Source organism: Pseudomonas sp. W3I7, from assembly GCF_030816095.1.
GTDB lineage: Bacteria > Pseudomonadota > Gammaproteobacteria > Pseudomonadales > Pseudomonadaceae > Aquipseudomonas > Aquipseudomonas salomonii.
Window position 1 is genome coordinate 2,465,967 of sequence record NZ_JAUSXP010000001.1, and the last position, 21,186, is coordinate 2,487,152.

The 21,186-nt window shown below is 59.4% G+C and carries 19 protein-coding genes; 8 read left to right on the forward strand and 11 right to left on the reverse strand.

Annotated features, from left to right (window positions below; all coding sequences use genetic code 11):
• Nucleotides 1–194 precede the first annotated feature (194 nt).
• Genes gnd through QF043_RS11405 form a run of 3 tightly spaced genes read left to right on the forward strand, consistent with a single transcriptional unit; the run spans nt 195 to nt 3,519 of the window.
• Complete coding sequence (gene gnd / locus QF043_RS11395) at nt 195–1,178, forward strand: phosphogluconate dehydrogenase (NAD(+)-dependent, decarboxylating) (protein WP_017138121.1); 984 nt, start codon at nt 195–197, stop codon at nt 1,176–1,178.
• Entirely contained in the window at nt 1,175–2,698 is a 1,524-nt protein-coding gene (gene zwf, locus QF043_RS11400; protein ID WP_056860297.1) for a glucose-6-phosphate dehydrogenase, read from the forward strand. Before gnd ends, zwf begins: the two co-directional genes overlap by 4 nt.
• On the forward strand, nt 2,695–3,519 hold the full coding sequence (locus tag QF043_RS11405; RefSeq protein WP_307418545.1) for an HAD family hydrolase: 825 nt from the start codon (nt 2,695–2,697) through the stop codon (nt 3,517–3,519). Before zwf ends, QF043_RS11405 begins: the two co-directional genes overlap by 4 nt.
• A gap of 67 nt (nt 3,520–3,586) precedes the next feature.
• Here QF043_RS11405 and QF043_RS11410 read toward each other — a convergent pair whose 3' ends face one another.
• Nucleotides 3,587–3,847, reverse strand: a complete 261-nt coding sequence (locus tag QF043_RS11410) for a hypothetical protein (protein ID WP_056860295.1) — start codon at nt 3,845–3,847, stop codon at nt 3,587–3,589.
• Between the two features lie 344 nt (nt 3,848–4,191).
• Here QF043_RS11410 and QF043_RS11415 point away from each other — a divergent pair, with 344 nt between their 5' ends.
• Nucleotides 4,192–5,517 carry a sigma-54 dependent transcriptional regulator gene (locus QF043_RS11415; RefSeq protein WP_307418546.1) on the forward strand — a complete coding sequence of 442 codons (1,326 nt, stop codon included), beginning with the start codon at nt 4,192–4,194 and terminating at the stop codon, nt 5,515–5,517.
• A gap of 108 nt (nt 5,518–5,625) precedes the next feature.
• On the opposite strand, the gene QF043_RS11420 is transcribed toward QF043_RS11415, so the two are convergent.
• From QF043_RS11420 to QF043_RS11450, 7 genes are all read right to left on the reverse strand, one after another.
• The gene (locus QF043_RS11420) at nt 5,626–6,924 is read right to left on the reverse strand and encodes a hypothetical protein (RefSeq protein WP_307418547.1); all 1,299 of its coding nucleotides are present in this window, start codon (nt 6,922–6,924) and stop codon (nt 5,626–5,628) included.
• A gap of 49 nt (nt 6,925–6,973) precedes the next feature.
• Entirely contained in the window at nt 6,974–7,723 is a 750-nt protein-coding gene (locus QF043_RS11425) for a hypothetical protein (RefSeq protein WP_236373223.1), read from the reverse strand.
• A 37-nt stretch (nt 7,724–7,760) separates the two neighbouring features.
• On the reverse strand, nt 7,761–8,438 hold the full coding sequence (locus tag QF043_RS11430; RefSeq protein ID WP_307418548.1) for a C39 family peptidase: 678 nt from the start codon (nt 8,436–8,438) through the stop codon (nt 7,761–7,763).
• Nucleotides 8,439–8,500: 62 nt separating this feature from the next.
• A complete protein-coding gene (locus QF043_RS11435) occupies nt 8,501–9,184 on the reverse strand; it encodes a heme utilization protein (protein ID WP_307418549.1) in 684 nt (227 codons plus the stop codon).
• Between the two features lie 67 nt (nt 9,185–9,251).
• Entirely contained in the window at nt 9,252–9,815 is a 564-nt protein-coding gene (locus tag QF043_RS11440) for an adhesin (protein WP_307418550.1), read from the reverse strand.
• The gene (locus QF043_RS11445) at nt 9,812–10,270 is read right to left on the reverse strand and encodes a hypothetical protein (protein ID WP_307418551.1); all 459 of its coding nucleotides are present in this window, start codon (nt 10,268–10,270) and stop codon (nt 9,812–9,814) included. Before QF043_RS11445 ends, QF043_RS11440 begins: the two co-directional genes overlap by 4 nt.
• Nucleotides 10,271–10,585: 315 nt before the next feature.
• On the reverse strand, nt 10,586–11,581 hold the full coding sequence (locus QF043_RS11450) for a FecR family protein (RefSeq protein WP_307418552.1): 996 nt from the start codon (nt 11,579–11,581) through the stop codon (nt 10,586–10,588).
• A 152-nt stretch (nt 11,582–11,733) separates the two neighbouring features.
• Here QF043_RS11450 and QF043_RS11455 point away from each other — a divergent pair, with 152 nt between their 5' ends.
• Entirely contained in the window at nt 11,734–12,003 is a 270-nt protein-coding gene (locus QF043_RS11455; RefSeq protein WP_307418553.1) for a PepSY domain-containing protein, read from the forward strand.
• Between the two features lie 17 nt (nt 12,004–12,020).
• Here the strand turns inward: QF043_RS11455 and QF043_RS11460 are convergent, their stop codons facing one another.
• Nucleotides 12,021–17,165 carry a dermonecrotic toxin domain-containing protein gene (locus QF043_RS11460; RefSeq protein WP_307418554.1) on the reverse strand — a complete coding sequence of 1,715 codons (5,145 nt, stop codon included), beginning with the start codon at nt 17,163–17,165 and terminating at the stop codon, nt 12,021–12,023.
• Nucleotides 17,166–17,348: 183 nt separating this feature from the next.
• Here QF043_RS11460 and QF043_RS11465 point away from each other — a divergent pair, with 183 nt between their 5' ends.
• Complete coding sequence (locus tag QF043_RS11465; RefSeq protein WP_236373237.1) at nt 17,349–18,386, forward strand: Ldh family oxidoreductase; 1,038 nt, start codon at nt 17,349–17,351, stop codon at nt 18,384–18,386.
• A 78-nt stretch (nt 18,387–18,464) separates the two neighbouring features.
• Here QF043_RS11465 and QF043_RS11470 read toward each other — a convergent pair whose 3' ends face one another.
• Nucleotides 18,465–18,785, reverse strand: coding sequence for a YqjD family protein (locus QF043_RS11470; RefSeq protein ID WP_056860283.1), 321 nt, complete (start codon nt 18,783–18,785; stop codon nt 18,465–18,467).
• A 163-nt stretch (nt 18,786–18,948) separates the two neighbouring features.
• On the opposite strand from QF043_RS11470, the gene QF043_RS11475 reads away from it, so the two are divergent.
• Nucleotides 18,949–19,203 (forward strand): hypothetical protein, encoded by a 255-nt coding sequence (locus QF043_RS11475; protein ID WP_307418555.1) that lies wholly within the window; start codon nt 18,949–18,951, stop codon nt 19,201–19,203.
• On the opposite strand, the gene QF043_RS11480 is transcribed toward QF043_RS11475, so the two are convergent.
• Entirely contained in the window at nt 19,196–20,095 is a 900-nt protein-coding gene (locus QF043_RS11480) for a LysR family transcriptional regulator (protein ID WP_307418556.1), read from the reverse strand. The genes QF043_RS11475 and QF043_RS11480 overlap by 8 nt on opposite strands.
• Nucleotides 20,096–20,186: 91 nt before the next feature.
• On the opposite strand from QF043_RS11480, the gene QF043_RS11485 reads away from it, so the two are divergent.
• Nucleotides 20,187–21,113, forward strand: a complete 927-nt coding sequence (locus tag QF043_RS11485; protein ID WP_307418557.1) for a carbon-nitrogen hydrolase family protein — start codon at nt 20,187–20,189, stop codon at nt 21,111–21,113.
• The last annotated feature ends 73 nt before the right edge of the window (nt 21,114–21,186 follow it).

Here is a 21,186-nt window from a genome sequence, read left to right on the forward strand (position 1 = left end):
ATTCTGAATTCTTTTTTCGGTCAATGGAACTTTTTTATTTTTGGTGGTCACTGTGACTTTTTCGGCGGTGATGCTGAAACGATGGCATTTTTTTGTCATGAAACTACACGGATCCGCTCTGGACTAACCCTCATTAGCCTCATTGCGCTATAAACTATGTCACACATTTATTTAGTAGTTAGGAGCATCAGCACATGCAACTGGGGATTATCGGACTAGGCCGCATGGGCGGTAACATTGCGCGGCGCCTGATGCTCAATGGGCATACCACCGTTGTATACGACCGTAACGAAGCATTCGTCAAAGGCTTGAGCGAGGAGGGCGCCACCGGCGTCGCCGACCTCAAGGCCCTGGTAGCCGGCCTGCAAAAGCCGCGCGCTGTTTGGGTGATGTTGCCGGCAGGCGCGCCCACCGAAGACACCATCAATACGCTCAGTGAGTTGCTCGAAGACGGTGACGTGATCATCGACGGCGGCAACACTATGTACAAAGATGACATCCGTCGTGCCAAGGCTCTGTCGGAAAAAGGCCTGCACTACGTCGACGTCGGCACCTCCGGCGGCGTCTGGGGTTTGGAGCGCGGCTACTGCATGATGATCGGCGGCGACGTCGAGACCGTGCAGCGCCTCGACCCGATTTTCGCCAGCCTGGCACCGGGCCTGGGCAGCATCCCGCGCACCAAGGACCGTTCGGCCTCTGCCGACAGCCGCGCCGAACACGGTTACATCCACGCAGGCCCAGCCGGTTCCGGGCACTTTGTGAAGATGATCCACAACGGCATCGAGTACGGGATGATGCAGGCCTTTGCTGAAGGCTTCGACATCCTCAAGACCAAAAACTCGGAGAACCTGCCGGAGCACGAGCGCTTCGATCTCAATGTTGCCGATATTGCCGAAGTCTGGCGCCGTGGCAGCGTGGTCTCGTCCTGGTTGCTGGACCTGACCGCCGACGCATTGGCCACCGACCCGAAACTGGACGGTTACTCCGGCTCAGTGGCCGACAGTGGCGAAGGCCGCTGGACCATCGAAGCTGCCATGGAGCAAGCCGTGCCGGTCCCGGTGCTGTCCACTTCCTTGTTCGCCCGCTTCCGCTCCCGTCAGCAGAGCACCTACGGTGACAAAATGCTGTCTGCCATGCGCTTCGGCTTTGGTGGCCACGTGGAGACTTCCAAAAAATGACCGCTAACGGCAAGAAACCCAAGGCCGAACCCGCTCCACCCACTACCTTGTTTCTGTTTGGCGCCCATGGCGACCTGGTCAAGCGCCTGCTCATGCCGGCGCTGTACAACCTGAGTCGTGACGGGCTGCTGGGCGACGGCCTGCGTATTGTCGGCGTTGACCACAACGCCATCAGCGATGCCGACTTCGCCAAGAAACTTGAGGACTTCATCCGCACCGAGGCCGCCAGCAAGGTCCGGGGCAATGCCGAAAACGCCCTGGACCCCGAGCTGTGGGCGCAGTTGGCCAAAGGCATCAGCTACGTCGAGGGCGATTTCCTCGACGACAGCACCTACGCCGACATCGGCAAGAAGATCGCTGACAGCGGCACCGGTAACGCCGTGTTCTATCTGGCCACGGCACCGCGTTTCTTCGGTGAAGTGGCGCAGCGCCTGGGCAGTGCCGGTTTGCTTAACGAAACCGATGACGGTTTCCGTCGTGTGGTGATCGAGAAACCGTTCGGTTCGGACCTTGCCACCGCCGAAGCGCTGAACGCGTGCCTGCTCAAGGTAATGAGCGAGAAGCAGATCTATCGCATCGACCATTACCTGGGTAAGGAGACGGTGCAGAACATCCTGATCAGCCGTTTCTCCAACGTGCTGTTCGAAGCGTTCTGGAACAACCATTACATCGACCACGTGCAAATCACTGCGGCGGAAACCGTCGGTGTCGAGACTCGGGGTAATTTCTTCGAGAAAACCGGCACCCTGCGCGACATGGTCCCCAACCACCTGTTCCAGCTCCTGGCGATGGTAGCCATGGAGCCGCCGGCGGCGTTTGGCGCCGATGCAGTGCGCGGTGAAAAGGCCAAGGTCGTGGGGGCTATCCGCCCGTGGTCGTTGGAAGATGCGCGCGCCAACTCGGTACGCGGCCAGTACAGCGCCGGCGAAATCGGCGGCAAGTCGTTGCCCGGTTATCGTGAAGAAGCCAACGTTGCGCCCGACAGCAGCACCGAGACGTTTGTCGCCCTCAAGGTGATGATCGACAACTGGCGTTGGGTCGGCGTGCCGTTCTACCTGCGTACTGGCAAGCGCATGAGCATCCGTGACACCGAAATCGTGATCTGCTTCAAGCACGCGCCGTATGCGCAGTTCCGCGACACGGACGTGGATGAGCTCAAGCCCACTTATCTAAAAATCCAGATCCAGCCAAACGAAGGCATGTGGTTCGACCTGTTGGCCAAAAAGCCCGGGCCGGCCCTGGAAATGGCCAATATCGAATTGGGTTTCGACTACAAGGACTTCTTCGAAATGCAGCCGTCGACCGGGTATGAAACCCTGATCTACGACTGCATGACCGGTGACCAGACCTTGTTCCAGCGCGCCGACAACATTGAAAATGGCTGGCGTGCGGTGCAGCCGTTCCTGGATGCCTGGAAGCAGGATGACGCGATCCAGACCTACAAGGCCGGTGAAGACGGCCCGGCGGCCGCCGACGAGTTGCTGGCCCGCGATGGCCGCAGCTGGCATAGCCTCGGATGAGTGATGCAGCGATTCATCCCATCCAGTTGGTGCTCAGTGATGTAGACGGGACCTTGTTGCATCCTGACCACAGTCTTAGCCAGCGCACCGCCGACACGGTCCGAGCGTTGCGTGACGCCGGTGTGTTTTTCAGCCTGGCCAGCGGGCGCCCGCCCAAGGCCATGCTGCACCTTATCGAAACGTTCGGGATCGATGTGCCGGTCGCAGGTTTTAATGGCGGTACGTTGATCAACCCGGATGGCAGCATCCTGGTTGCCCATCATCTGCCGGCAGAAGCTGCGCTGGTGACCCTGGCGCTGTTTTCGGCCGAGCCGGACGTGGAAGTCTGGGTGTTCGCCGATGGCGATTGGCTGCGCCGTGACCCGCCTGGGCCGATGGTGCAGCGCGAAGCCGATGGCCTGGGCTATGGGCCAGTGGTGGTGGAGAGTTTTGAGCCGTACCTGGACCGGGTCGACAAGATTGTCGCGGCGAGCAACAACACGCCGTTGTTGATCGAGCTGGAAGCGCAGTTGCAGCCCAAGGTGCAAGGGCTCGCACAGGTATCGCGGTCGCAGCCGGTGTACCTGGACGTCACGGCCATGCTCGCCAACAAGGGCGAGGCCTTGAAAACCCTGGCTGCGCACCTCGGCGTGCCGATGCAGCAAACGGCAGCCATCGGTGATGGCGGCAATGACCCGGCGATGTTTGCCGTGGCGGGTTTGTCGATCGCGATGGGGCAGGCGGAAGAAACCGTCAAGCGCCAAGCCAGTGTGGTCACCGGCAGCAATGTCGAGGACGGCGCAGCCGAAGCGATCGAGCGCTTTATTCTTGCGCCACGATAAGTCGCTTAAGGTGTGATGCTCAACTTCCGATCATTGTCAGGCAATGATCGGAAGTGAGTGCCGCGTCTTACTTGGGCATGGCCCACGACAACAACTGATGGCCATCTTTGTCGAGTTCGGCACGCGCCTGCAACAACAAATCTTCCAGTTGAGCCGGATCGGTATAGGTACTCGATGACAGCTGTTTGCTGCCGATACGGGTATTGGTACGGTCGATGACGCTCAGGCTCAGGGCGCCATTGCCATCGTGCCAGGCCACGCACTGAAAGGGCTGGAAGGCACGGTCTGCAATCAAAAGAGCTTCGTTGATGCGCAGCGGGGCGTTCATGTGGGTCTTCTCTCTAAATGCCCAGTCAGTTAAGTCCCGTCGGTTGGGCGAGCCAGACGGTGAGTTACTTGTACTGATGCACGATGGCAGGGTACGGGTCACATCTTAGAGCAAGAAATTTCAACTTTTCGTGATTGGCGTCATGTAAGCGGCTGTTTTAAAAGCGCATTGAGTGTGAAGTTGGTTGCTGATTTTTTTATCCGCAGCGACGCCGAGGTGGCTTTTTGCCCAGACTTATAGCGAAACGGTACAAAGACCGCGTCAATAACTTGATAGTGTTAGCGCCAGGCCGCACAAACCGTTGTTTATAAATAACTTTAACAATTTGGCGCCAAGGAATAGTCATGGTTGTTACACCTGTCCAGCGACGCTTGCTCGTAGTCGACCCGTGCGACGACTGCCACCAGCTATTGCCCGGTCTGCACAGTGCAGGGTGGGAAGTGGACAGCTGTGCGCTTGCCGCCGTAGGCGACAGGTCCTGTGATGTGGGGTTGTTGCGCCTGCAGCCGTATCACCTGGAGCGCCCTGAAGCGGTCAAGGAGTTGATCAGCCGCAGCGGCACCGAATGGATCGCCGTGCTCAGCCAGGACGTTTTACGCCTGCAAAATGTCGGCGATTTTGTCTGTGAATGGTTTTTTGACTTCCACACCCTGCCGTTTGATGTAGCCCGCGTGCAGGTCACCCTAGGGCGTGCATTCGGCATGGCGCGCTTGCGCGGCAAAGGCAACGCACTGATCGACGCCCAGGAACATGAACTGCTGGGCGACAGCCGGCCCATTCGCGAGCTGCGCAAATTGCTCGCCAAGCTGGCCCCTACAGAGTCGCCCGTGCTGATTCGCGGCGACAGCGGCACCGGCAAAGAGCTGGTGGCCAAGACCCTGCATCGCCAATCCCAGCGCCATGCCAAGCCCTTTGTCGCGATCAACTGCGGCGCCATTCCCGAGCACCTGATCCAGTCCGAACTGTTCGGCCATGAAAAAGGTGCGTTCACTGGCGCTCACCAGCGCAAGGTCGGGCGTATCGAGGCGGCCCACGGTGGCACGCTGTTTCTCGATGAGATTGGCGACCTGCCCATGGAACTGCAAGCCAACTTGCTGCGTTTCCTGCAGGAAAAGCAGATCGAGCGCGTCGGTGGCAGCCAGCCCATCCCGGTGGATGTGCGGGTGCTGGCGGCCACACACGTGGACCTGGAAGCGGCGGTTGAGAAGGGCACGTTTCGCGAAGACTTGTATTACCGGCTGAATGTCCTGCAGGTCATCACCGCGCCACTGCGCGAGCGGCATGGCGACGTGGCGATGCTGGCCAACCATTTCTCGCGCTTCTACAGCCAGGAAACCGGGCGCAGGCCGCGCAGCTTCAGCCAGGATGCACTGGTTGCCCTGGGCCAACACCCTTGGCCGGGCAATGTGCGCGAATTGGCGAACCGTGTGCGCCGTGGCCTGGTGCTGGCAGAAGGGCGCCAGATCGAAGCCGGTGACCTGGGGTTGCAGGGGCAGCAGGCAATTGCACCGCCAATGGCTACACTGGAAGATTACAAGCACCGCGCTGAACGCCAGGCGTTGTGCGATGTGCTAAACCGGCACAGCGATAACCTGAGTATCGCGGCCCGCGTGCTGGGCGTGTCCCGGCCGACCTTCTACCGGTTGCTGCACAAACACCAGATCCGCTAGGGCGGGTAACCGAAAAGCCCCGCAACGACCCTTATCGTTGCGGGGCTTTTCCTTGATCGTTCCCACGGCGTGGGAATGCCGCCAGGGACGCTCCGCGTCCCACTACCGCTAAAAGTAATACGGGAATTTCAGGCTGAACGTAAAGTCCGGCGCATCATCCGTCATCCCAATCGACAGGTTCGGCACGATGGTAAGGTTATCCGACGCCGCAATCGTCATGCCCACGTTGAAATACCCGGCGTTGGCATCGCTGGATACCACCGATTGCCAGTCCTGGCCGCTCTGCTTGACCTTGCTTTTGCGTTGCACCAGATCGGACACCGAGAACGACATACTCATCTTCTCGTTGAGCGCGAAGGCCACCCCCACACCAAGCTGGAAGCTGTCACCCAGGCTGACTTTGCCTGGGATCTTCTGATTGAGGTTGGGGCTGATATCGCTGAACGAATCTTCGAAGTTATGGGTGTAGGAGAGCGAGCCGAACAGCACCGCCGGGTCGAAGGTCTTGACCAGGGAAATACCTGGCGTGACCGACCACACCCCGTTGCCGGTCGGCAGGCTTTCCGGCACGGCGAGGTTATTGTTGCTGGCTTGCTCGATCAGCTTGATGCCATAGGGTTCCTTGCCGGTGGGTGCCTTGACCCGCAGCGACACCACCGCATCCGGCAGGCTGGCGCTCTCATCGAGGAACTTGTAGGCGATGCCGAAGTTGACATCACCAATGGTCGGGTCGCGGCTGACGGAGGCTTCCGACGTATTCTTGGCATCGCCGCCGGCACCGCCGGATTGGTACGTCGCTTCGCGATACACCACCGGCACGTTGAGGTCGAACTGCCAACGGTTGTCCAGGTTGTAGCGGCCGGTGAGGTCCAGGGTCCAGCTGTCCGACTTGATCCGGTCCAGGTTGATATTGCCGAGGAAGATCGAGTCCAGTGCCAAAAAGCCGTTGAGAGACAATTGCCGCGCGTCGTAGCGAGCATAGGTGAGGCCGGTTTCAAAGCTGAACTTGCCATTGCCGAAAAAGCCGCTGGCCTCGTTGTACAAGTTGCTCACACTTTGGGCCGGGGCGGAATCGTCCTTCAGGCTTTGCCCGTAGGAACTGCTGCCGGCCGCACCACCGGACGCGGCGCCCGCGCCGACGCCAGCCACTGTTGTACCGCCTTTTTGGAAGTCGGCAGGTGATTTGGCCAGGCGTTTGGGCGCAGGTGTTGCGGGCTGATCTTCTACTTGTCTTACGCGTTGCTCCAGGACGGCCAGTGCTTTTTGCTGCACTTCATAACGTTGCTTGAGTTCCAGCAGTTCCTGTTTCAGTGTTTCGATATCGGCATCCGGCGCGGCATACAGCACCGAGGCGGGCAGGAGCGTACTCAAACAAATCACGGCACGTAACGATAAAGATCGATGCATGAAATAAGCCGTCCCTTTCTAATGCGTAAGTGTCGAGGCTCAGCGTAGTTCAATAACCGGAGGGGCGTAGGCCTTTGAGTTGATCCAGGTTCAGGTTCTGCGTGATGTTGTTCAAACCGTTATTGCCCATGACCACATTAAGTTGGGTCATGTTGTTCACGAAGTTGCTGTTGCCTTGAATAACCGTGCCTTGCAGCACATTGCCGGCACCGATTTGTTGCACCACGTTGCCTTGATTGTTATTGGCCTGGAGGGCCATTTGCAGCCCGCCGTTTTTAGCCGTGACCGTGACCTGGCCGGCAGCTGTGCCACCCGTGATCGGCTGGCCGGCAATCAGTGCCTGGCCGGACTGCACGTAATTGGCGGGCGCCAGGCCGTTTTTCGTTACGTTGATATCCACACCGTTGTTGGCCGTGTTGCCATCGCCGGCTGCGCGCACGCTTTGCGTCACACCCTGGCCGGTGCCAAGGCCGGCGCCGCCGACAACGGTGCCCTTGCCGTCAGGCTGTTTGATCACCCCAGTGCCGTCGTTGCCGGTAATTTGCACGTAAAACTGCGGGGTGACGGTGGAGGCATTGACTTGCATGTTCGCGGTGCCGGTCACCGTCGCGCCGGCGGCATTGGTCCAAGTGCTGCTCATCACAATGCCGAAGCTGATAATGCGCCCGGGCATCACATAACGCCCGCGCAACTCGGCCATTTCCGCGTCCTTGAGCTCGATCGGCTTGAATGCCGAAGAAGCATAGGCAGGTGCTGCGGCTGCCAGGCACATGACCGTCAGCCAGCGTCGAGTGTTCATCGTTTGCTCCTGGAGCGTCCTGCTCCTTATTGCGCTTCTAGAAGAAGTCGCTCTGGATAAAACCGAAGTCCATCAATTCACTGTCGCGTACTGGGCTGAACTCGTTGAACTGGTTCTTGGCCGTCAGCGGCGCGCGGGGCGTGAGCAGGGCGTTGGTCTTGTCGTAACCTTCACCGATCACCGCGAACACGATGCCGTTCCAGCCCTTGACGAAATCGTCCTTGGCATAGCGCTTATTGCCCAGCACGGGGTCGCCGATATACACCCAGTCGTTGTCGGCCCGTTGCAGCACCACAAAGTGCTTGTAGCCGCGAATGTCCAGCAGCACCACCACCGGCACTTTCACGGTGACCAGCACTTCAGGCGTAATCCGGTAGCCCTTGGCGCGCATGTGGATGCTTTCCAGGTAGCGCTTCATGTCGAGCATCGAAAAGCCTTGGGTGCGCACCAGGTCCTGGTCGGCGTTGACCAGCATGCCCTTGATCACGTGGTCTTCATCCACGTCCATCCAATAGGCTTGGCGCAGGATGGTCGCCAGCGCGGCGGCGCCGCAGCTGAAATCGGTTTTCTGTTCCACCAGGTTGGCGAATTTGCGCTCGCGGATGCTTTCGACCTTCTTGTACACCACCGCGCCGTTTGGCATGACCACTGCCATTTGCGCTGCCCAGGTCGGGCCGGTGAGTGCAAGCAGAAGCAAAGCAGCTGTGAGGCGCATGATCGTATGACCTGCTGGACACTGGAAATAAAAAGGGCCTTGTTGCCAAGGCCCGATCTGGATCAGAAGCGAGTGATTGCGACGTTGTTCTGACCTTGGTTGTTGCTGCCCGACAGAACGTTGGAGTTCGAGACCCCGGAGCTGTAGTTCATCGAGTTGTTCACGCTGGCGTTGTTAACCACCGGTTTGGTGCTGCCCCAGCCGTGGCCGCTGGCCAGGTTGAGGGTCAGGTTGCCCGACACGTCCTGCACGCCAGTGACGGCCGCAGTACCGCTGTCGCCATTCCCCGAAGCAATTGCAACGCTGTTGCTGCCTTGGTTGGAGGTGCCCGATGCGGCGTTCAACTGAATCACGCCTGAAGCGTGGTTGCCGCTGTCGTTAAGGGAAGCGTTGTTTTTAGTGCCGCTGTTGGCCACAAAGTTACCAGTGTTCGATTGGGCGGTGCCGGTGGTGGCGAACACGAAATCCGCATCCCCGGAAACGATAGCCACATCGTTTTTGCCTTGGTTGTTGTCGCCGCTCAGCACGTTGCCGTTGGCCACGCCACTGATGTTGTTGTAGGAGTCATTAGCCGAGGCGTTGTTTTTGGTTTTGTCATTGAGCACCGCGTTGTCATGGTTGCTTTGACCGTCCAGTGTGGTCGCGGCAGCTGTGGTAGGCGCGTGATAACCGCCCGCTTGAGCAGCAACAGCCATGAGCGCAGCCAGAGCAAAAGCCAGTGGTTTAAGAGCCATTGAAGTTTTCATGGTGTATCTCCTTGCTTCTAATTAGTTGGTTAAGTGTTGGTACGGTCTAGCTATGGACTCAGCTCCATCAGTTGAGTCGTAAGTTCAGGGTGTTAGCCACTCGGTTCCCCACCCCGGCGCTCTGGCTGACCTGAACCACTCCACGGCTGCCGGTGAAGGCCCGGTCGCTGGTAACGACCTGGCGGCTGCCAGTGGTAGAGGTCAATCCTGAGTCGGTTGCAAGCGCAACGTTCTGTTGCGACATGACGCTGTCGTCGATGCTTTGCGGGCCAGCATTCACGCTGATGCGCACGGCATTGATCATCTGGTTCTGGGCCCCGGCGGACTGGTTGACACTCAGTGCACCGTTGCCATTACTGAAGGCGTTGCCCTGAATCGTCGCGTTGGCGTTCAGGGAACGGTCGGCGGGCGCGCCGCTGATTTTTTGCGTGACGGCGATGTTCGCCTGGGCGTTGTGGCCCACTGCGATGGCAACGTTGTTGCTCAGTTGCTGCTGGTCACCGGCGGCCTGGTTGATCGTCACCACACCGTTGTACTGCTGGCCCGAGTTCTCAAGGGTTGCGTTGTTGTTGCTGTCGGCCATTGCAGCGGTGCAACCGAGGGCCGCAAGAAGCATCCATGAGCGGTTCATTTCATTGCCCCCCCGACCATACCGCTGATGTTGTTCAGCGGCGCGAGGCCGCTGGAGATCGCGCCGTTGACCGTGCCGGCGATGCTGCTGCCGCTGCTGCCGTGGCCGGCTGCACCCGCCGCGCCGAGGTTGTTGGCGCCACCGAGATTGTTCAGCCCGGGGATGCTGCCATTGGGCATGATGCTGCGCGTAATGCTTAAGCCACTGCTGATACCGGCGATGTCGTTGTCGCTGAGCTCATGGTTCATGGCGCGGTTGACTTGAGCCGACGGGTTGGCATTCACGGTGGTGGGGTAAGGGTCGACGCCGCGTGGGCGACCTATTGCATAAGGTTGAACCTGGCGTTCAACCACGATTACGCCATCACCTGCCGCGAGCACCGGAATGCTCACGCTGGCACTCAGTGCACAGCCGATCAGCAGGAGGCTCAGTGAGCCTGGATTGCGTGTGTCCATGGCAGTGTTCCTTATTCTCAACGCTGACCCTAAACAGCGTTGTCAGGAACAGAGCAGAACGCGTGCCGCTTTTTATTTATTGTTTGTATTCAATGGGTTGAAGTTAAATCGAGGCAAAGTGATGGCGATGCTGTTTCATCGTTGAAACAGTGCCGCCGTCAAGGGGCATGCCCGGCCCCGCCTCACGGCTGTCTCAGCGATGAAACACTGCGCATGACAAACTCATGAATGCGCACCCGGCGGGCGATTCAGGCGAGGGAGGTGTTTCAAAAATGGACACTTTGGGCGCGAGCGAACCCACTGTTGCAGGCAGGCTCAGCCCTTGGGCGTTTTACGCGGGATGGAATTGAGTACCGGGTTGCCGTCCTGGTTCTGGGTCAGGTAGACCGGCAGCACCTTGGGCAGGGAAGGCACGAGGTTGTTGACCTCATTGATGTTGTAGATGCCGCCGATGCGAATCGCGCCGGTGCTGGCATCTGCCAACATCACCGGTTTGCTCAGGTAGCGGTTGATCAGCGGCAACGCGTCGGTCAAAGCCAGGTTGTCGAGTACCAGTTTGCCCTGGCGCCAGGCCAGGGCCGAGTCATTGGGGTTAATCGCAGCGACTTGCGGGGTGGCATCGCCCAGGTTGTAACTGGCCTGCATGCCTGGGGTCAGGGGCACGCTGGCGTGCTGCTTGTCGCTGGAAATCTGCACCGAGCCTTCCAGCAACATCACCCGCACCTGGTCTTCGTATTTCCAGACGTTGAACTGAGTGCCGGTGACCTGAACCTGGCCTTCGCCCGCGTTGACGATAAACGGGTGAAGGCTGTCGTGGGTGACCTTGAAAAACGCCTCGCCCTTGTTCAAGGTCACACGGCGTTGGTCCTTGTAACGGCTGTAGACCAACTCGGTGCCCAGGTTCAATTCAACCTGGCTGCCGTCGCCAAGGGTGACCTTGCGCAAGCCAGTACCGGCTTCGAAATGCTCATAGGCGCTGGGCAACCAGCCCGCTTCCCAGCCGGTAAAGGCGGCCAGCGGCAGGGCGGCGAGGCATATCGCGGCGGCCACCGCGTAAGTGCGCAAGCGGCTGCGCGGTTTGAACGGCACCACCACCGCAACAGGCTCACTGCGCGGCAGGTGGTCGGCCACGTCCCAGATTTCCAGCATGGCCGCATACTCAAAGGCATGCAGCGGATGGGCGTCGTGCCATTGTTCAAAAGCCCGACGTTCGCCCGCCGTGCAATCACTGGCGTGCAGGCGCATGCACCAATGCGCGGCGGCATCGGTGATCGCGTCATATTCGTCTTCTGAAAGGGGCTGTTGAGTCATTAAACCGTCCTGATTTCCAACATTCTAACCTCCCGAGGCGGATGACGAGAACAGCCGTCATGGCGATTGCACATCAATTGGAACTTATTCTCGTTTGTAAACATCAGAAAACACAGAACACGAGTCCGTCAGTCCCACAATGGAGAACGAATATGTTGAAGAAAACCTTAGTCGCCCTGTGTGCAACCACCGCGCTGCTCAGCGCCGGCGCCGCCCTGGCCGATAAGCCGGGTGCGGGCTGGGTCACCATCGAAAAGGCCATTGAAACCGCCAAGATCAAGGCCGGCTATGTTGAGGTCTACAGCGCCGAAGCCGATGACAAAGGTTACTGGGAAGTCAAAGGGCGCAAGTCCGATGGCACCGTGTATGAAGCGCGTATCGATGGCGCTTCCGGTAAAATCCTGCGCGACCAGAAAGACTGACCCTCCCCGCCGGGGGCTTACGCCCCCGCATCCAGCATGCGACCCAGTTCCGTAATCAGGTAAGTCAAGGAGTCGGCATTGCTCAGGATGGTGTTGAAACGCTTGTCGGCATCGCTCATGAATGCCGCACGGGCGTCTGCGAGGGTCTTGGCCCCAGTGAGGTTGAGGGTTCTTTTCCGAAGATCTTCAGTTGAGGTGTCAGGCCCGTAGTCCTCCCATGTCGCCGTGTAATCATCCCAGGCTTTGAACAGCATGTCGGCAGGCGTCAGCGTGGACAGTGCGTACTTGCGCAAGTCTTCCAGCTCGGTTTTCAGCGCATGAGAGCCGCGTTTGGCCGTATCAATCAGGTCGGGGAAGGGGCGAACGGTGTCAAGGTAGGCGAGGTCTTCGGTGTCGAGCTTCAAGTGCGTCACTTCGTGGATCAGAACGCTGGCCCTCGCATGGGCCGAGATGTCGAACGGAGAATTCAAGCGGCCACGGTAGGCATTCATGTTCGGATAGAAAAACCGCTCGAGCAAATAAATCCTGCGCTCTGGGTCACCGACAATAGTAAAAGCGTATCGAGTGTCCATATCTGCTCGGCTGGTACCACTGACAAACCGCGTTGAATCGCTGCGGGTCAAGCTCGAATCGCACAGCTCCTCCAGCATCCCATGGACAATGCTCTTGAGCCTGTCTACTTGAGCAGCGCTCAAGCTGACGACGCCGAACATCTCGCCCAAAAACACGCCTATGCGGCTATTGGGGGCGCGTTGTGCTGAGAACAGCACAAGGTTGCGATGGCAATTGTTGGCGTAATAAGTCGCAACATTCAACGCTTCATTGATCACTTGGGCTTGCCAGCTCGACAGCCCGGCAATTTCCAAAATACCTCTTGCTTCGATATTGATCGCGTCCTGTTCGCCGCTGCGCGTCCTCATGCGCGACAGGGTTTTGCCGAAACGTGGAGTGTGGTGGTTGAGGTCCAATACCCATTTGCCCTGTTGGTTTAGGCCTGCAAAAGGGCCTTTCAGGTGATCTTTTTCCAATCGCCAGTGTTTTGCGGTTTGCTTGACCGCATACACTTTGCCTGCAAGGGGCACATAGTTTTTCAATGTTGTCTTGTCCGTGTATACATGGCTGGAAGCCTTAAGCTCCAGGTCGGTCAATGCAACATCGTGATCTTCCAAAGGCTGCAGCCGCGTGCGTGAAGGGGCAGTGACACGCAGGGAGGACAATGGCGTGGCGGTGGGCAGGGTTTCATCTGACAAGTCGGCTTCGGACACTTCTGTCTCGTCGGGCGGCGGCGTTTCGGTGCCCTCAAGCTCGCTGCGCAGCGCAGCCATTTGCGCCACGCCTCTGATGAAGTCCTTTAGAGCGGCTTTCCATTGGTGCAACTGCAATGCGTCGGCTGAGCGCTTGAACAGCGCGTAGCTGCGCCACACCATCAGCGGGTACGAGAGCTTTCCGGCCATGAACTGCACAGCCTTCGGGATGCCCTCGCCCAGCAGATGCGTGATTCGGTCCCAGAGTGACTTGGCGCCTTCCTCGAACTGGCTGGCCAGCATCTTGAGCAATATCAAGGTGTTGTCATTGAACAGCAGGTGCAGCGCGTTGCCGGTGACTGCGGTGGAGGCCAGCCGGATGTCGAGGGGACGATGCCGGTTGTTTTGCAACAAGTTTCGGTACGTAGCCTGATGAGGCGCCTCCAGGTGCCGGATGATTGAATCCTGAAGCTCTCCCGGCCTGCCCACCTCATCCAGCAAGGCTTGCTCGTTCTTGTACTCCTTAAGCACATGGCTGTCGCTATAAGGCGCAAACATCACCACCGGGCCAGCACTGCCTGCTGCTGGGCTCACCAGGTACATGCCCAGCACCTTGGCAGACGTAGCCCCTTCGGTTGCAATCAGCTCCAAGGGCCGAAACGTGGCCGCTGCACTGTCCAGCGCCGCTCGCGCCACGGCGTCGGGCATGTCGAACACCTGTTGCACGCTACTGAGCGCCTGCGCTGTCAGCCGTTCTTGTAGCCTTTGCTCATGGGCGTACTGCAACGTCTGCCAGGGCAATTGTTGGCAAAACAAGCGCCGACGTTTGCGCCCCTCATCCGTTTTGGGGTCCAGTCGGCTTTGCACCCGTTTCTGGTAGACGCTTTTCAGATCGAGTTGGCGGACCATTTGCACCACGGCGCGGGCGTCCAGTGAAGCGGGCAGGGCAGTGGCGGTCCGTGAGCGGGGGCGAATGTTTTCGGCGTCCAGGTTTGGCCAATGGCGCAAGGCAAAATCGGTCAGGCTGTCGACATGCACGTCGAGGGCCTGGTGCACCGGAATCAGCACGTTATCGGGGTCCAGAGTCTGTCCGGGAAAGCGCGCCTTAAGCAAGGCCAGTAGTGCCGTGTGCGTATGCGTGCGCATTGAGGTGATGCCGTGCAGGTAGTCTTCTGCGTCCGGGGCGCTGTTGTGATACTGCTCGAGCAGTTCGGCCTGATGGATCTGATCCTTGGCAGGCGCCATGCCCAACCAGACCGGCAGGGCCTGTTGATGGGCCATGGCACTCGCCACCGCCAGGGCCCGCGTAAGGTTGGTGGGTGCAGATTGCTCCAAGGCCGCGTCGATACGGTCTTGCAGGGCGGGAGCGGGCAATTTCATCGAAATCAATTGATCGATACTGTGCATGACATGGTCGCCGTAGGTTTTCAGGCGGTTGTCCAGCACGTTGTCGTCAATGCGTTGCAACTGGCCCAACTGATAAACCTGGTGTGGCGTACGCAATGAAAGCGCCAGGTTTTCCAGCAGGGGCAAGCACTTGATCGGGTGCTGCAGGCGCTGTGTTATCTCCTCGCGCAAAGCGTGCACCGAAGCGAACATTTCATACCCGCGTCGAGGCGTCCAGAGCACGGCCTGGCCCGAGCGCTGCGGGTCGATACCACCGCGCTCGGTCAGTACAAACAGGTTGGCCAGGGTGTGGGCGGTGTCGGATGTGCCCATGTTCAGTGTCAAGGCGTAGGCATCTGGCAGGAATCCGTTCAGCGCGTGTCGGGTCAAGCGTACAAGGCTGTCGGTGCGTAGCAGAGTATCAACTACCGCCTCGCTGTCAGATGACAGTGTTTTACCCAACAGCCTCAGTTCGGCCTCACTGCGCAAGCCAAGCAACATCACGTGCGCGTGTTTTTTACTCATATTGCTGAGGAATAGAAGTGGAAGCTGGCGCATTTCGTGGTTGGCAAATACCTTCAACACTTGTTCATTGATCATGTTGAAGGTGCTCAGGGTCATGCTGGGCAACCTCAGGGCCAGATGGGGTTCGAGCTGCTGGTAAAACCCGGTGGTGCTGATGTTGGGGACGTTCGAAGTTTCACCGCTCAGGCGCTTGATGAAGTGGTCAACCATGCTCACGGACGTCAATGACGGGCGTTCTTCGCGCTCCTGGGCATGGGTTGGGTAGGTGTTGATATAGACCTCCTCTGCCTTGAACGCGAGGCGCTGTGCTTGCAGTTCTGCATTCAAGGCGAGGGCGGCCATTGAGCGTAAAGTCGGGTGTTGTTTACGCTCGGTTGCCAGTGCTTCTTCGGCGGCGCGCAGGCGCTGCAGGTGCAGTTTTGCGCGCTCGGCCTGCACCGTTGACGGCCGATCGTTACCGCTGGTGACGGGGTGCATCGTCCAGCGCCCGGCGGTTTCCAGTGCCGCCAGGCGACTGTCCAGCATCGTGCGAATATCCAGGGCGCAATCGAGCAACGCGTCCAGGTTTACCTGCCCATCACTGCGCCGGAAGAGGTCCAGTGCGTGGTTCATATTGCTGACCTGCTTGGCCGCAATGTCTTCGAGCATGCCGGAAAAAACGCTGCCCGGAACCGGCTGGGCGGCGATGTCTATCCGGTTCAGGCCAATAAAGGTGTCGCGCTCATCCAGCGACAGAAAATTGAGCAACTCATCTTCGTGGCCTGCGGCCTTGAGCATGCTCTGTAACGTATCTTTGAGCGCCTGCATGTCCTTGAGTACCTGCACCCCACGCGACTGCGTGTACAGATAGGCGTGGGTCTCGCTGATCAACAGCGTGCTGGCCAGCTCCACATAGTGCTGATAAGGCGCATGCAGGCGTACTTTTTCCACGCTTAGTTTCCTGGCGTGAGCATTACGGGCGCGCTGGTCTGGCAGTAACAAGGCCTGAAGGGTGTGGCTTTCGTCGGCGCTGAGGATTTGCTCCTGGCGCTTGAGCAAGACGTCCAGGCGAAATTTATCCGCCATCACCTGGGTAAAGAGTTCCAGGCGTGAGGTTTCGTTGCCGATGTCTTCGTTCCAATAGGTTTTCAGCAGGCTGTCCAGCAGTTTCGAGAGGCTGCCGGAGGTTTCCTTGATCAGGGTTTCCCAATACTGCTGATCTTGTTCAAGATCGGCCGGGGCCAAGGTGTGGGTGATGTGTTTGGGGTTGACGTATTCACGGGTCTGGTCCTTGGGCCAGGCATGTTTCACATAAAACTGCAGCAACGCCTCGCTCAGCGGAAGGGAATTGGCCCAGCGTCGCTGACCGCCCGCCGGGTCCTGGATAAAGAAATCTACCCGTGTATCGCGTTGATCCAGGTTGGGGAAATTCGAGCGCGCCATGATGCCGAGCAGCGTGTCGAGCATGCCGTACAACGTGGGGGTCTTTTGCAGGTGCTCGAGTACCGCGCGCACGTTGTCTTGCTGGCAGGCCTCAAGGGCTTGCTCCTGGTCTTGCATGACGGCGCCTTCGACAACCGTGGTGGTCAGTGTCAGGGGCGTGCCGACGGGTAAGGCGTTGCGCTGCGCAATCGACAGAAAGCTCATCAGTTCGACACGCTGCACCGTATCCGCCAATTGCTCGGCGACATCGACAAGCAGGCTGGCATGGTCGTCAAACACCTGAATACCGCCATAAGGCGTGTAGAGCAGTGCTTTGCCGGCGTCCGGGGTGGGGCTCATCACAAAGGCGCCGGCCAGTGGAAAGGGCGCCTGGCCCGACACATTGATCATCAGCCTTTCGACACTCATGGGGTAGGTTTGCCGTTCGGGGTCCTTACGCGCGGCATCGCTGGCTTGATACACCGTATGCAGCCAATCAAGGTCTTTGACGGTCAGCCCCAGCGCACGCTCGCGTGCGCTCGGCGAGTTTCTTTTAATCGGCAGTAAAAATTCGTCAAAAAAATACGCCGGGGTAACGCCGGTCATGGGCTTGCTCCAATGGGCAGGGGAATGACAGGCTAAGGGCACATGAGGCGCGGGCGGGGGTAACTATTGAGGCCCGTCGCAAGTTGACAGCGGGCACTGTGCGTGGTGTTTAATCGAACACTTGAATGTCCATTCGTTGCCTCTCCTAATCATAAAAACGTAATCATAAAAACGGAGCTTCAAATGTCTGCGCAGTCTCCGACAGTGGCCAAGGCTTCAACCGCAATCGGCTTCACCGAGTTAGTCGCTCTGCTGCAACAGGTCTTTGTGCGGCACGGCACCTCTGCGCAGGTGGCAGCGATCCTCGCGCACAACTGCGCCAGCGCCGAACGTGACGGCGCCCATAGTCACGGCGTGTTCCGCATTCCGGGGTATGTATCGACGCTCAACAGCGGCTGGGTCAATGGCAAGGCGGTCCCGGTGGTCGAGGATGTGGCCGCAGGCTTTGTACGTGTGGATGCCGATAACGGGTTTGCCCAACCGGCACTCGACGCCGCGCGCTCACTGTTGGTAGAGAAGGCGCGCAGCGCCGGGATCGCGTTACTGGCGATTCGCAATTCTCATCACTTTGCGGCGTTATGGCCCGATGTCGAGCCCTTCGCCGAAGAAGGCCTGGTGGCCTTGAGCGTGGTCAACAGCATGACCTGCGTGGTGCCCCACGGTGCGGATCGCCCCTTGTTCGGCACCAACCCCATTGCCTTTGCCGCGCCGCGTGCCGATGGGCCGCCCATCGTGTTTGACCTGGCTACCAGCGCGATTGCCCATGGCGACGTGCAAATCGCGGCGCGCAAGGGCGAGCGCCTGCCACCGGGCATGGGCGTGGACAGCCTGGGCCAGCCGACCCAGGACCCCAAGGCGATTCTCGAAGGCGGTGCCCTGCTGCCCTTTGGCGGGCACAAGGGCTCAGCGCTTTCGATGATGGTCGAGTTGCTGGCAGCGGCCCTCACGGGCGGTAATTTTTCGTTCGAGTTCAATTGGGCCGATCATCCCGGTGCGCGCACACCCTGGACCGGCCAATTGCTGATTGTGATCGACCCGAGCAAAACCGCCGGGCAAGGCTTCGCCGAGCGCAGCCAGGAACTGGTGCGGCAGATGCATGCGGCGGGGTTGCGGCGGTTGCCGGGGGATCGGCGCCATCGCACACGGGCGAAGTCGCAGGAAACCGGCATCGAGATCGATGCGCAGGAGCTCAAGCAGTTACAGGCACTGGCCGAAGGGTAAAAGAAAAGGCTGCGCCAGTGGCGCAGCCTTTATCACGCAGCCTCGATGGCTTAGTCTCGATGGCGTAGCCTCGATGGTTTAGTTACGACGACCCAGCAACAGGCCGACCACCAGGCCAAAACCTGCAGAAATCGCCACGGTCTGCCATGGGTGGCCGCCGATATAGTTTTCGGTGGCATCCACCACCGGCTTGCTGCGTTCACGCACGTTGGACACCGAGTCCAGCGCTTGCTTGAGCTTGATGGCAACCTGCTCGCGCAGCGTCTCACCTTCTTCGCCTACCAGCGAAGCGCTGCTTTTGAGCAGCTTGTCCGACTCTTCGATCAAGGCCGTCAGTTCACTGAAAGCTTGATCCTTGATTTGATCTTCGACAGCTTGGGCGGCAGTTTTGCGGGCCATTGTGTGACTCCTTGCGAGTGAATGTGACAGTGAACAATGGAGTGTCGGGCTTGGCTAAAAGTTGCAGTTTTTTTGCCGTGCGCGGTTTGCGGGTAAAATCCGGATCAGGATCGTTCGACCTACAGTGTAAGATGTCACCTATTTGTGCAGCAGGTAATTCAACATGAGCTTCAATCTGGCCAACAAAACCCTCGCCGAACGCGCCGAGCTGGAAGATGAAAAGTCCCGCCTCTACGACCTGTGGCAAACCAACCTGGGCAAGGCCAAGGGCGAAGCGGCGCGTTTGTTCGGTGAGCGTGGCAAGCGCAAAGGCAAGTGGGCTGAGTGGGTACGTGCCGAGCTTGATGGCATGTCGCCGCCGGAGTTTTCCAACATGGTGCGCAGCGAAGTCAACAAACTGATGGCCGCTGCTAAGTAAAGCTGGCCACAATTGCTTCGCGTACTTTGAGCAGCAGCGGATCCAGCTGCGCCTGGGTGCGCCAGCCCAGCTCCACCGGGTAGCGCGGCAGCGCCAGTGGGCAGGGCAGCACACGCAAGCCGGTCATTTGCGCAATCGCTTCGGCGGCATGCCCGGGGATCGTCGCCACTGCTGCGCTGCCCTTGAGTAAAAACGGCAGCGCGGCAAAGTGGCTGGTGGACGCACACACTTGGCGGCTCAACCCGTGTGCCGCCAACCCTTCATCGGTAATCCCGATAAACCCGCCCGACGACACCAGCACATGCTCGCGTGCCACGAACTGCGCAAGGGTGATGCCATGTTGGCCCGGCACCAGGCTGTGCGGGTCGACCAGGCAGCGGTAGTCGCCTTCGCCCAGCACGTGCCGGCTCAACCTGCGCTCGGCAAAGCCGCCGGCGGTGATCGCCAGGTCCAGGCTGCGTTCGAGCAGGGCGCCTGCCACGATCTGGCTGTGGGTCTGGCGGAAGATCACCCGCAGTTTCGGCGCGCGCCGGGCAATTTCTGCCATCAGCCGCCGACCATGGGCAATCTCGAAGTCATCGGACAAGCCCAGCACCACCGAGCGGCCCTGATAGTTCGGGTTGGCCGGGTTGATCATTTCCAGGCTCTGCCGACAACGGTCCAGCGCCTCGCTGATCACCGGTTTCAACTGATTGGCGCGCAACGTCGGCGCCAGCCCACGCCCGGTGCGCACAAACAGCGGGTCACCATACACGTCACGTAAACGTCGCAGGCCGGCGCTGATCGCCGATTGCGTGACGCCCAGGCGCAAGGCTGCGCGGCTGGCGCTGGACTCGTCGTGCAAGGCTTCGAAGGTTTTCAGCAGGTTCAGGTCAACCTGGGCGATATTCATTTGGCTCATATCATTTAGTACTGAAGCGGGCTTTATTCATGATTGCCCCTCGCCGGAGAATGGGCAACCCCCTTTATCTGGAGTGAACCTGATGCCCATTTCTATCGTAGCGGCGTTGCAGATCGGAGCCTTGCCGGGAGGCAAGGCTGACACCCTGGCCCAGATCCTCACCTACGAGGACGCGATTGTGCGCAGTGGCGCGCAATTGGTGGTGATGCCCGAAGCGTTGCTCGGCGGGTATCCGAAGGGCGAAACCTTCGGCACGCAGTTGGGCTACCGCTTGCCGGAAGGCCGTGAAGCCTTTGCGCGCTATGTTGCCAATGCAATCGATGTGCCGGGCGCCGAGACCGAGGCGCTGGCGGGGTTATCCGCACGCACCGGTGCCAGCCTGGTACTCGGCGTGATCGAGCGCAGTGGCAGCACGCTGTATTGCACCGTGTTGTATTTCGAACCCACCGGCGGCCTGGTGGCCAAGCACCGCAAACTGATGCCCACCGGCACTGAACGACTTATATGGGGCACGGGCGATGGCTCGACCTTGCCGGTGATCGACGCTGCCGTCGGGCGCTTGGGCGGCGCCGTGTGCTGGGAAAACATGATGCCGCTGCTGCGCACGGCGATGTACGCCAAAGGTGTGCAAGTGTGGTGCGCGCCGACGGTCGATGAGCGCGAGATGTGGCAAGTGAGCATGCGCCACATCGCCCATGAAGGCCGCTGCTTTGTGGTGAGCGCCTGCCAGGTGCAGGCTTCGCCGGCGGCGTTGGGCACGCAGGTTGCCAATTGGCCGTCAGAGCGCCCGTTGATCGCCGGCGGCAGCGTGATTGTCGGGCCGATGGGCGACATCCTGGCCGGGCCGCTGGTGGGTGAAGAAGGGTTGCTGACTGCGCAGATCAACACCGATGATCTGGTGCGGGCGCGCTATGACTATGATGTGGTGGGGCATTACGCGCGGCCGGACATATTCGAGTTGGTGGTGGATGAGCGCACCAAGCCGGGCGTGCGCACACTGACAGATTAAACACGGTAAAAATGTGGGAGCGGGCTTGCTCGCGAAAGCGGTGGGTCAGTCACCTTAGATACTGGCTGAAAAA

Coding starts and splice junctions, on each gene's coding strand:
- gnd (WP_017138121.1), top strand. CDS start 195: ATGCAACTGGGGATTATCGGACTAGGCCGCATGGGCGGTAACATTGCG.
- zwf (WP_056860297.1), top strand. CDS start 1,175: ATGACCGCTAACGGCAAGAAACCCAAGGCCGAACCCGCTCCACCCACT.
- QF043_RS11405 (WP_307418545.1), top strand. CDS start 2,695: ATGAGTGATGCAGCGATTCATCCCATCCAGTTGGTGCTCAGTGATGTA.
- QF043_RS11410 (WP_056860295.1), bottom strand. CDS start 3,847: ATGAACGCCCCGCTGCGCATCAACGAAGCTCTTTTGATTGCAGACCGT.
- QF043_RS11415 (WP_307418546.1), top strand. CDS start 4,192: ATGGTTGTTACACCTGTCCAGCGACGCTTGCTCGTAGTCGACCCGTGC.
- QF043_RS11420 (WP_307418547.1), bottom strand. CDS start 6,924: ATGCATCGATCTTTATCGTTACGTGCCGTGATTTGTTTGAGTACGCTC.
- QF043_RS11425 (WP_236373223.1), bottom strand. CDS start 7,723: ATGAACACTCGACGCTGGCTGACGGTCATGTGCCTGGCAGCCGCAGCA.
- QF043_RS11430 (WP_307418548.1), bottom strand. CDS start 8,438: ATGCGCCTCACAGCTGCTTTGCTTCTGCTTGCACTCACCGGCCCGACC.
- QF043_RS11435 (WP_307418549.1), bottom strand. CDS start 9,184: ATGAAAACTTCAATGGCTCTTAAACCACTGGCTTTTGCTCTGGCTGCG.
- QF043_RS11440 (WP_307418550.1), bottom strand. CDS start 9,815: ATGAACCGCTCATGGATGCTTCTTGCGGCCCTCGGTTGCACCGCTGCA.
- QF043_RS11445 (WP_307418551.1), bottom strand. CDS start 10,270: ATGGACACACGCAATCCAGGCTCACTGAGCCTCCTGCTGATCGGCTGT.
- QF043_RS11450 (WP_307418552.1), bottom strand. CDS start 11,581: ATGACTCAACAGCCCCTTTCAGAAGACGAATATGACGCGATCACCGAT.
- QF043_RS11455 (WP_307418553.1), top strand. CDS start 11,734: ATGTTGAAGAAAACCTTAGTCGCCCTGTGTGCAACCACCGCGCTGCTC.
- QF043_RS11460 (WP_307418554.1), bottom strand. CDS start 17,165: ATGACCGGCGTTACCCCGGCGTATTTTTTTGACGAATTTTTACTGCCG.
- QF043_RS11465 (WP_236373237.1), top strand. CDS start 17,349: ATGTCTGCGCAGTCTCCGACAGTGGCCAAGGCTTCAACCGCAATCGGC.
- QF043_RS11470 (WP_056860283.1), bottom strand. CDS start 18,785: ATGGCCCGCAAAACTGCCGCCCAAGCTGTCGAAGATCAAATCAAGGAT.
- QF043_RS11475 (WP_307418555.1), top strand. CDS start 18,949: ATGAGCTTCAATCTGGCCAACAAAACCCTCGCCGAACGCGCCGAGCTG.
- QF043_RS11480 (WP_307418556.1), bottom strand. CDS start 20,095: ATGAATATCGCCCAGGTTGACCTGAACCTGCTGAAAACCTTCGAAGCC.
- QF043_RS11485 (WP_307418557.1), top strand. CDS start 20,187: ATGCCCATTTCTATCGTAGCGGCGTTGCAGATCGGAGCCTTGCCGGGA.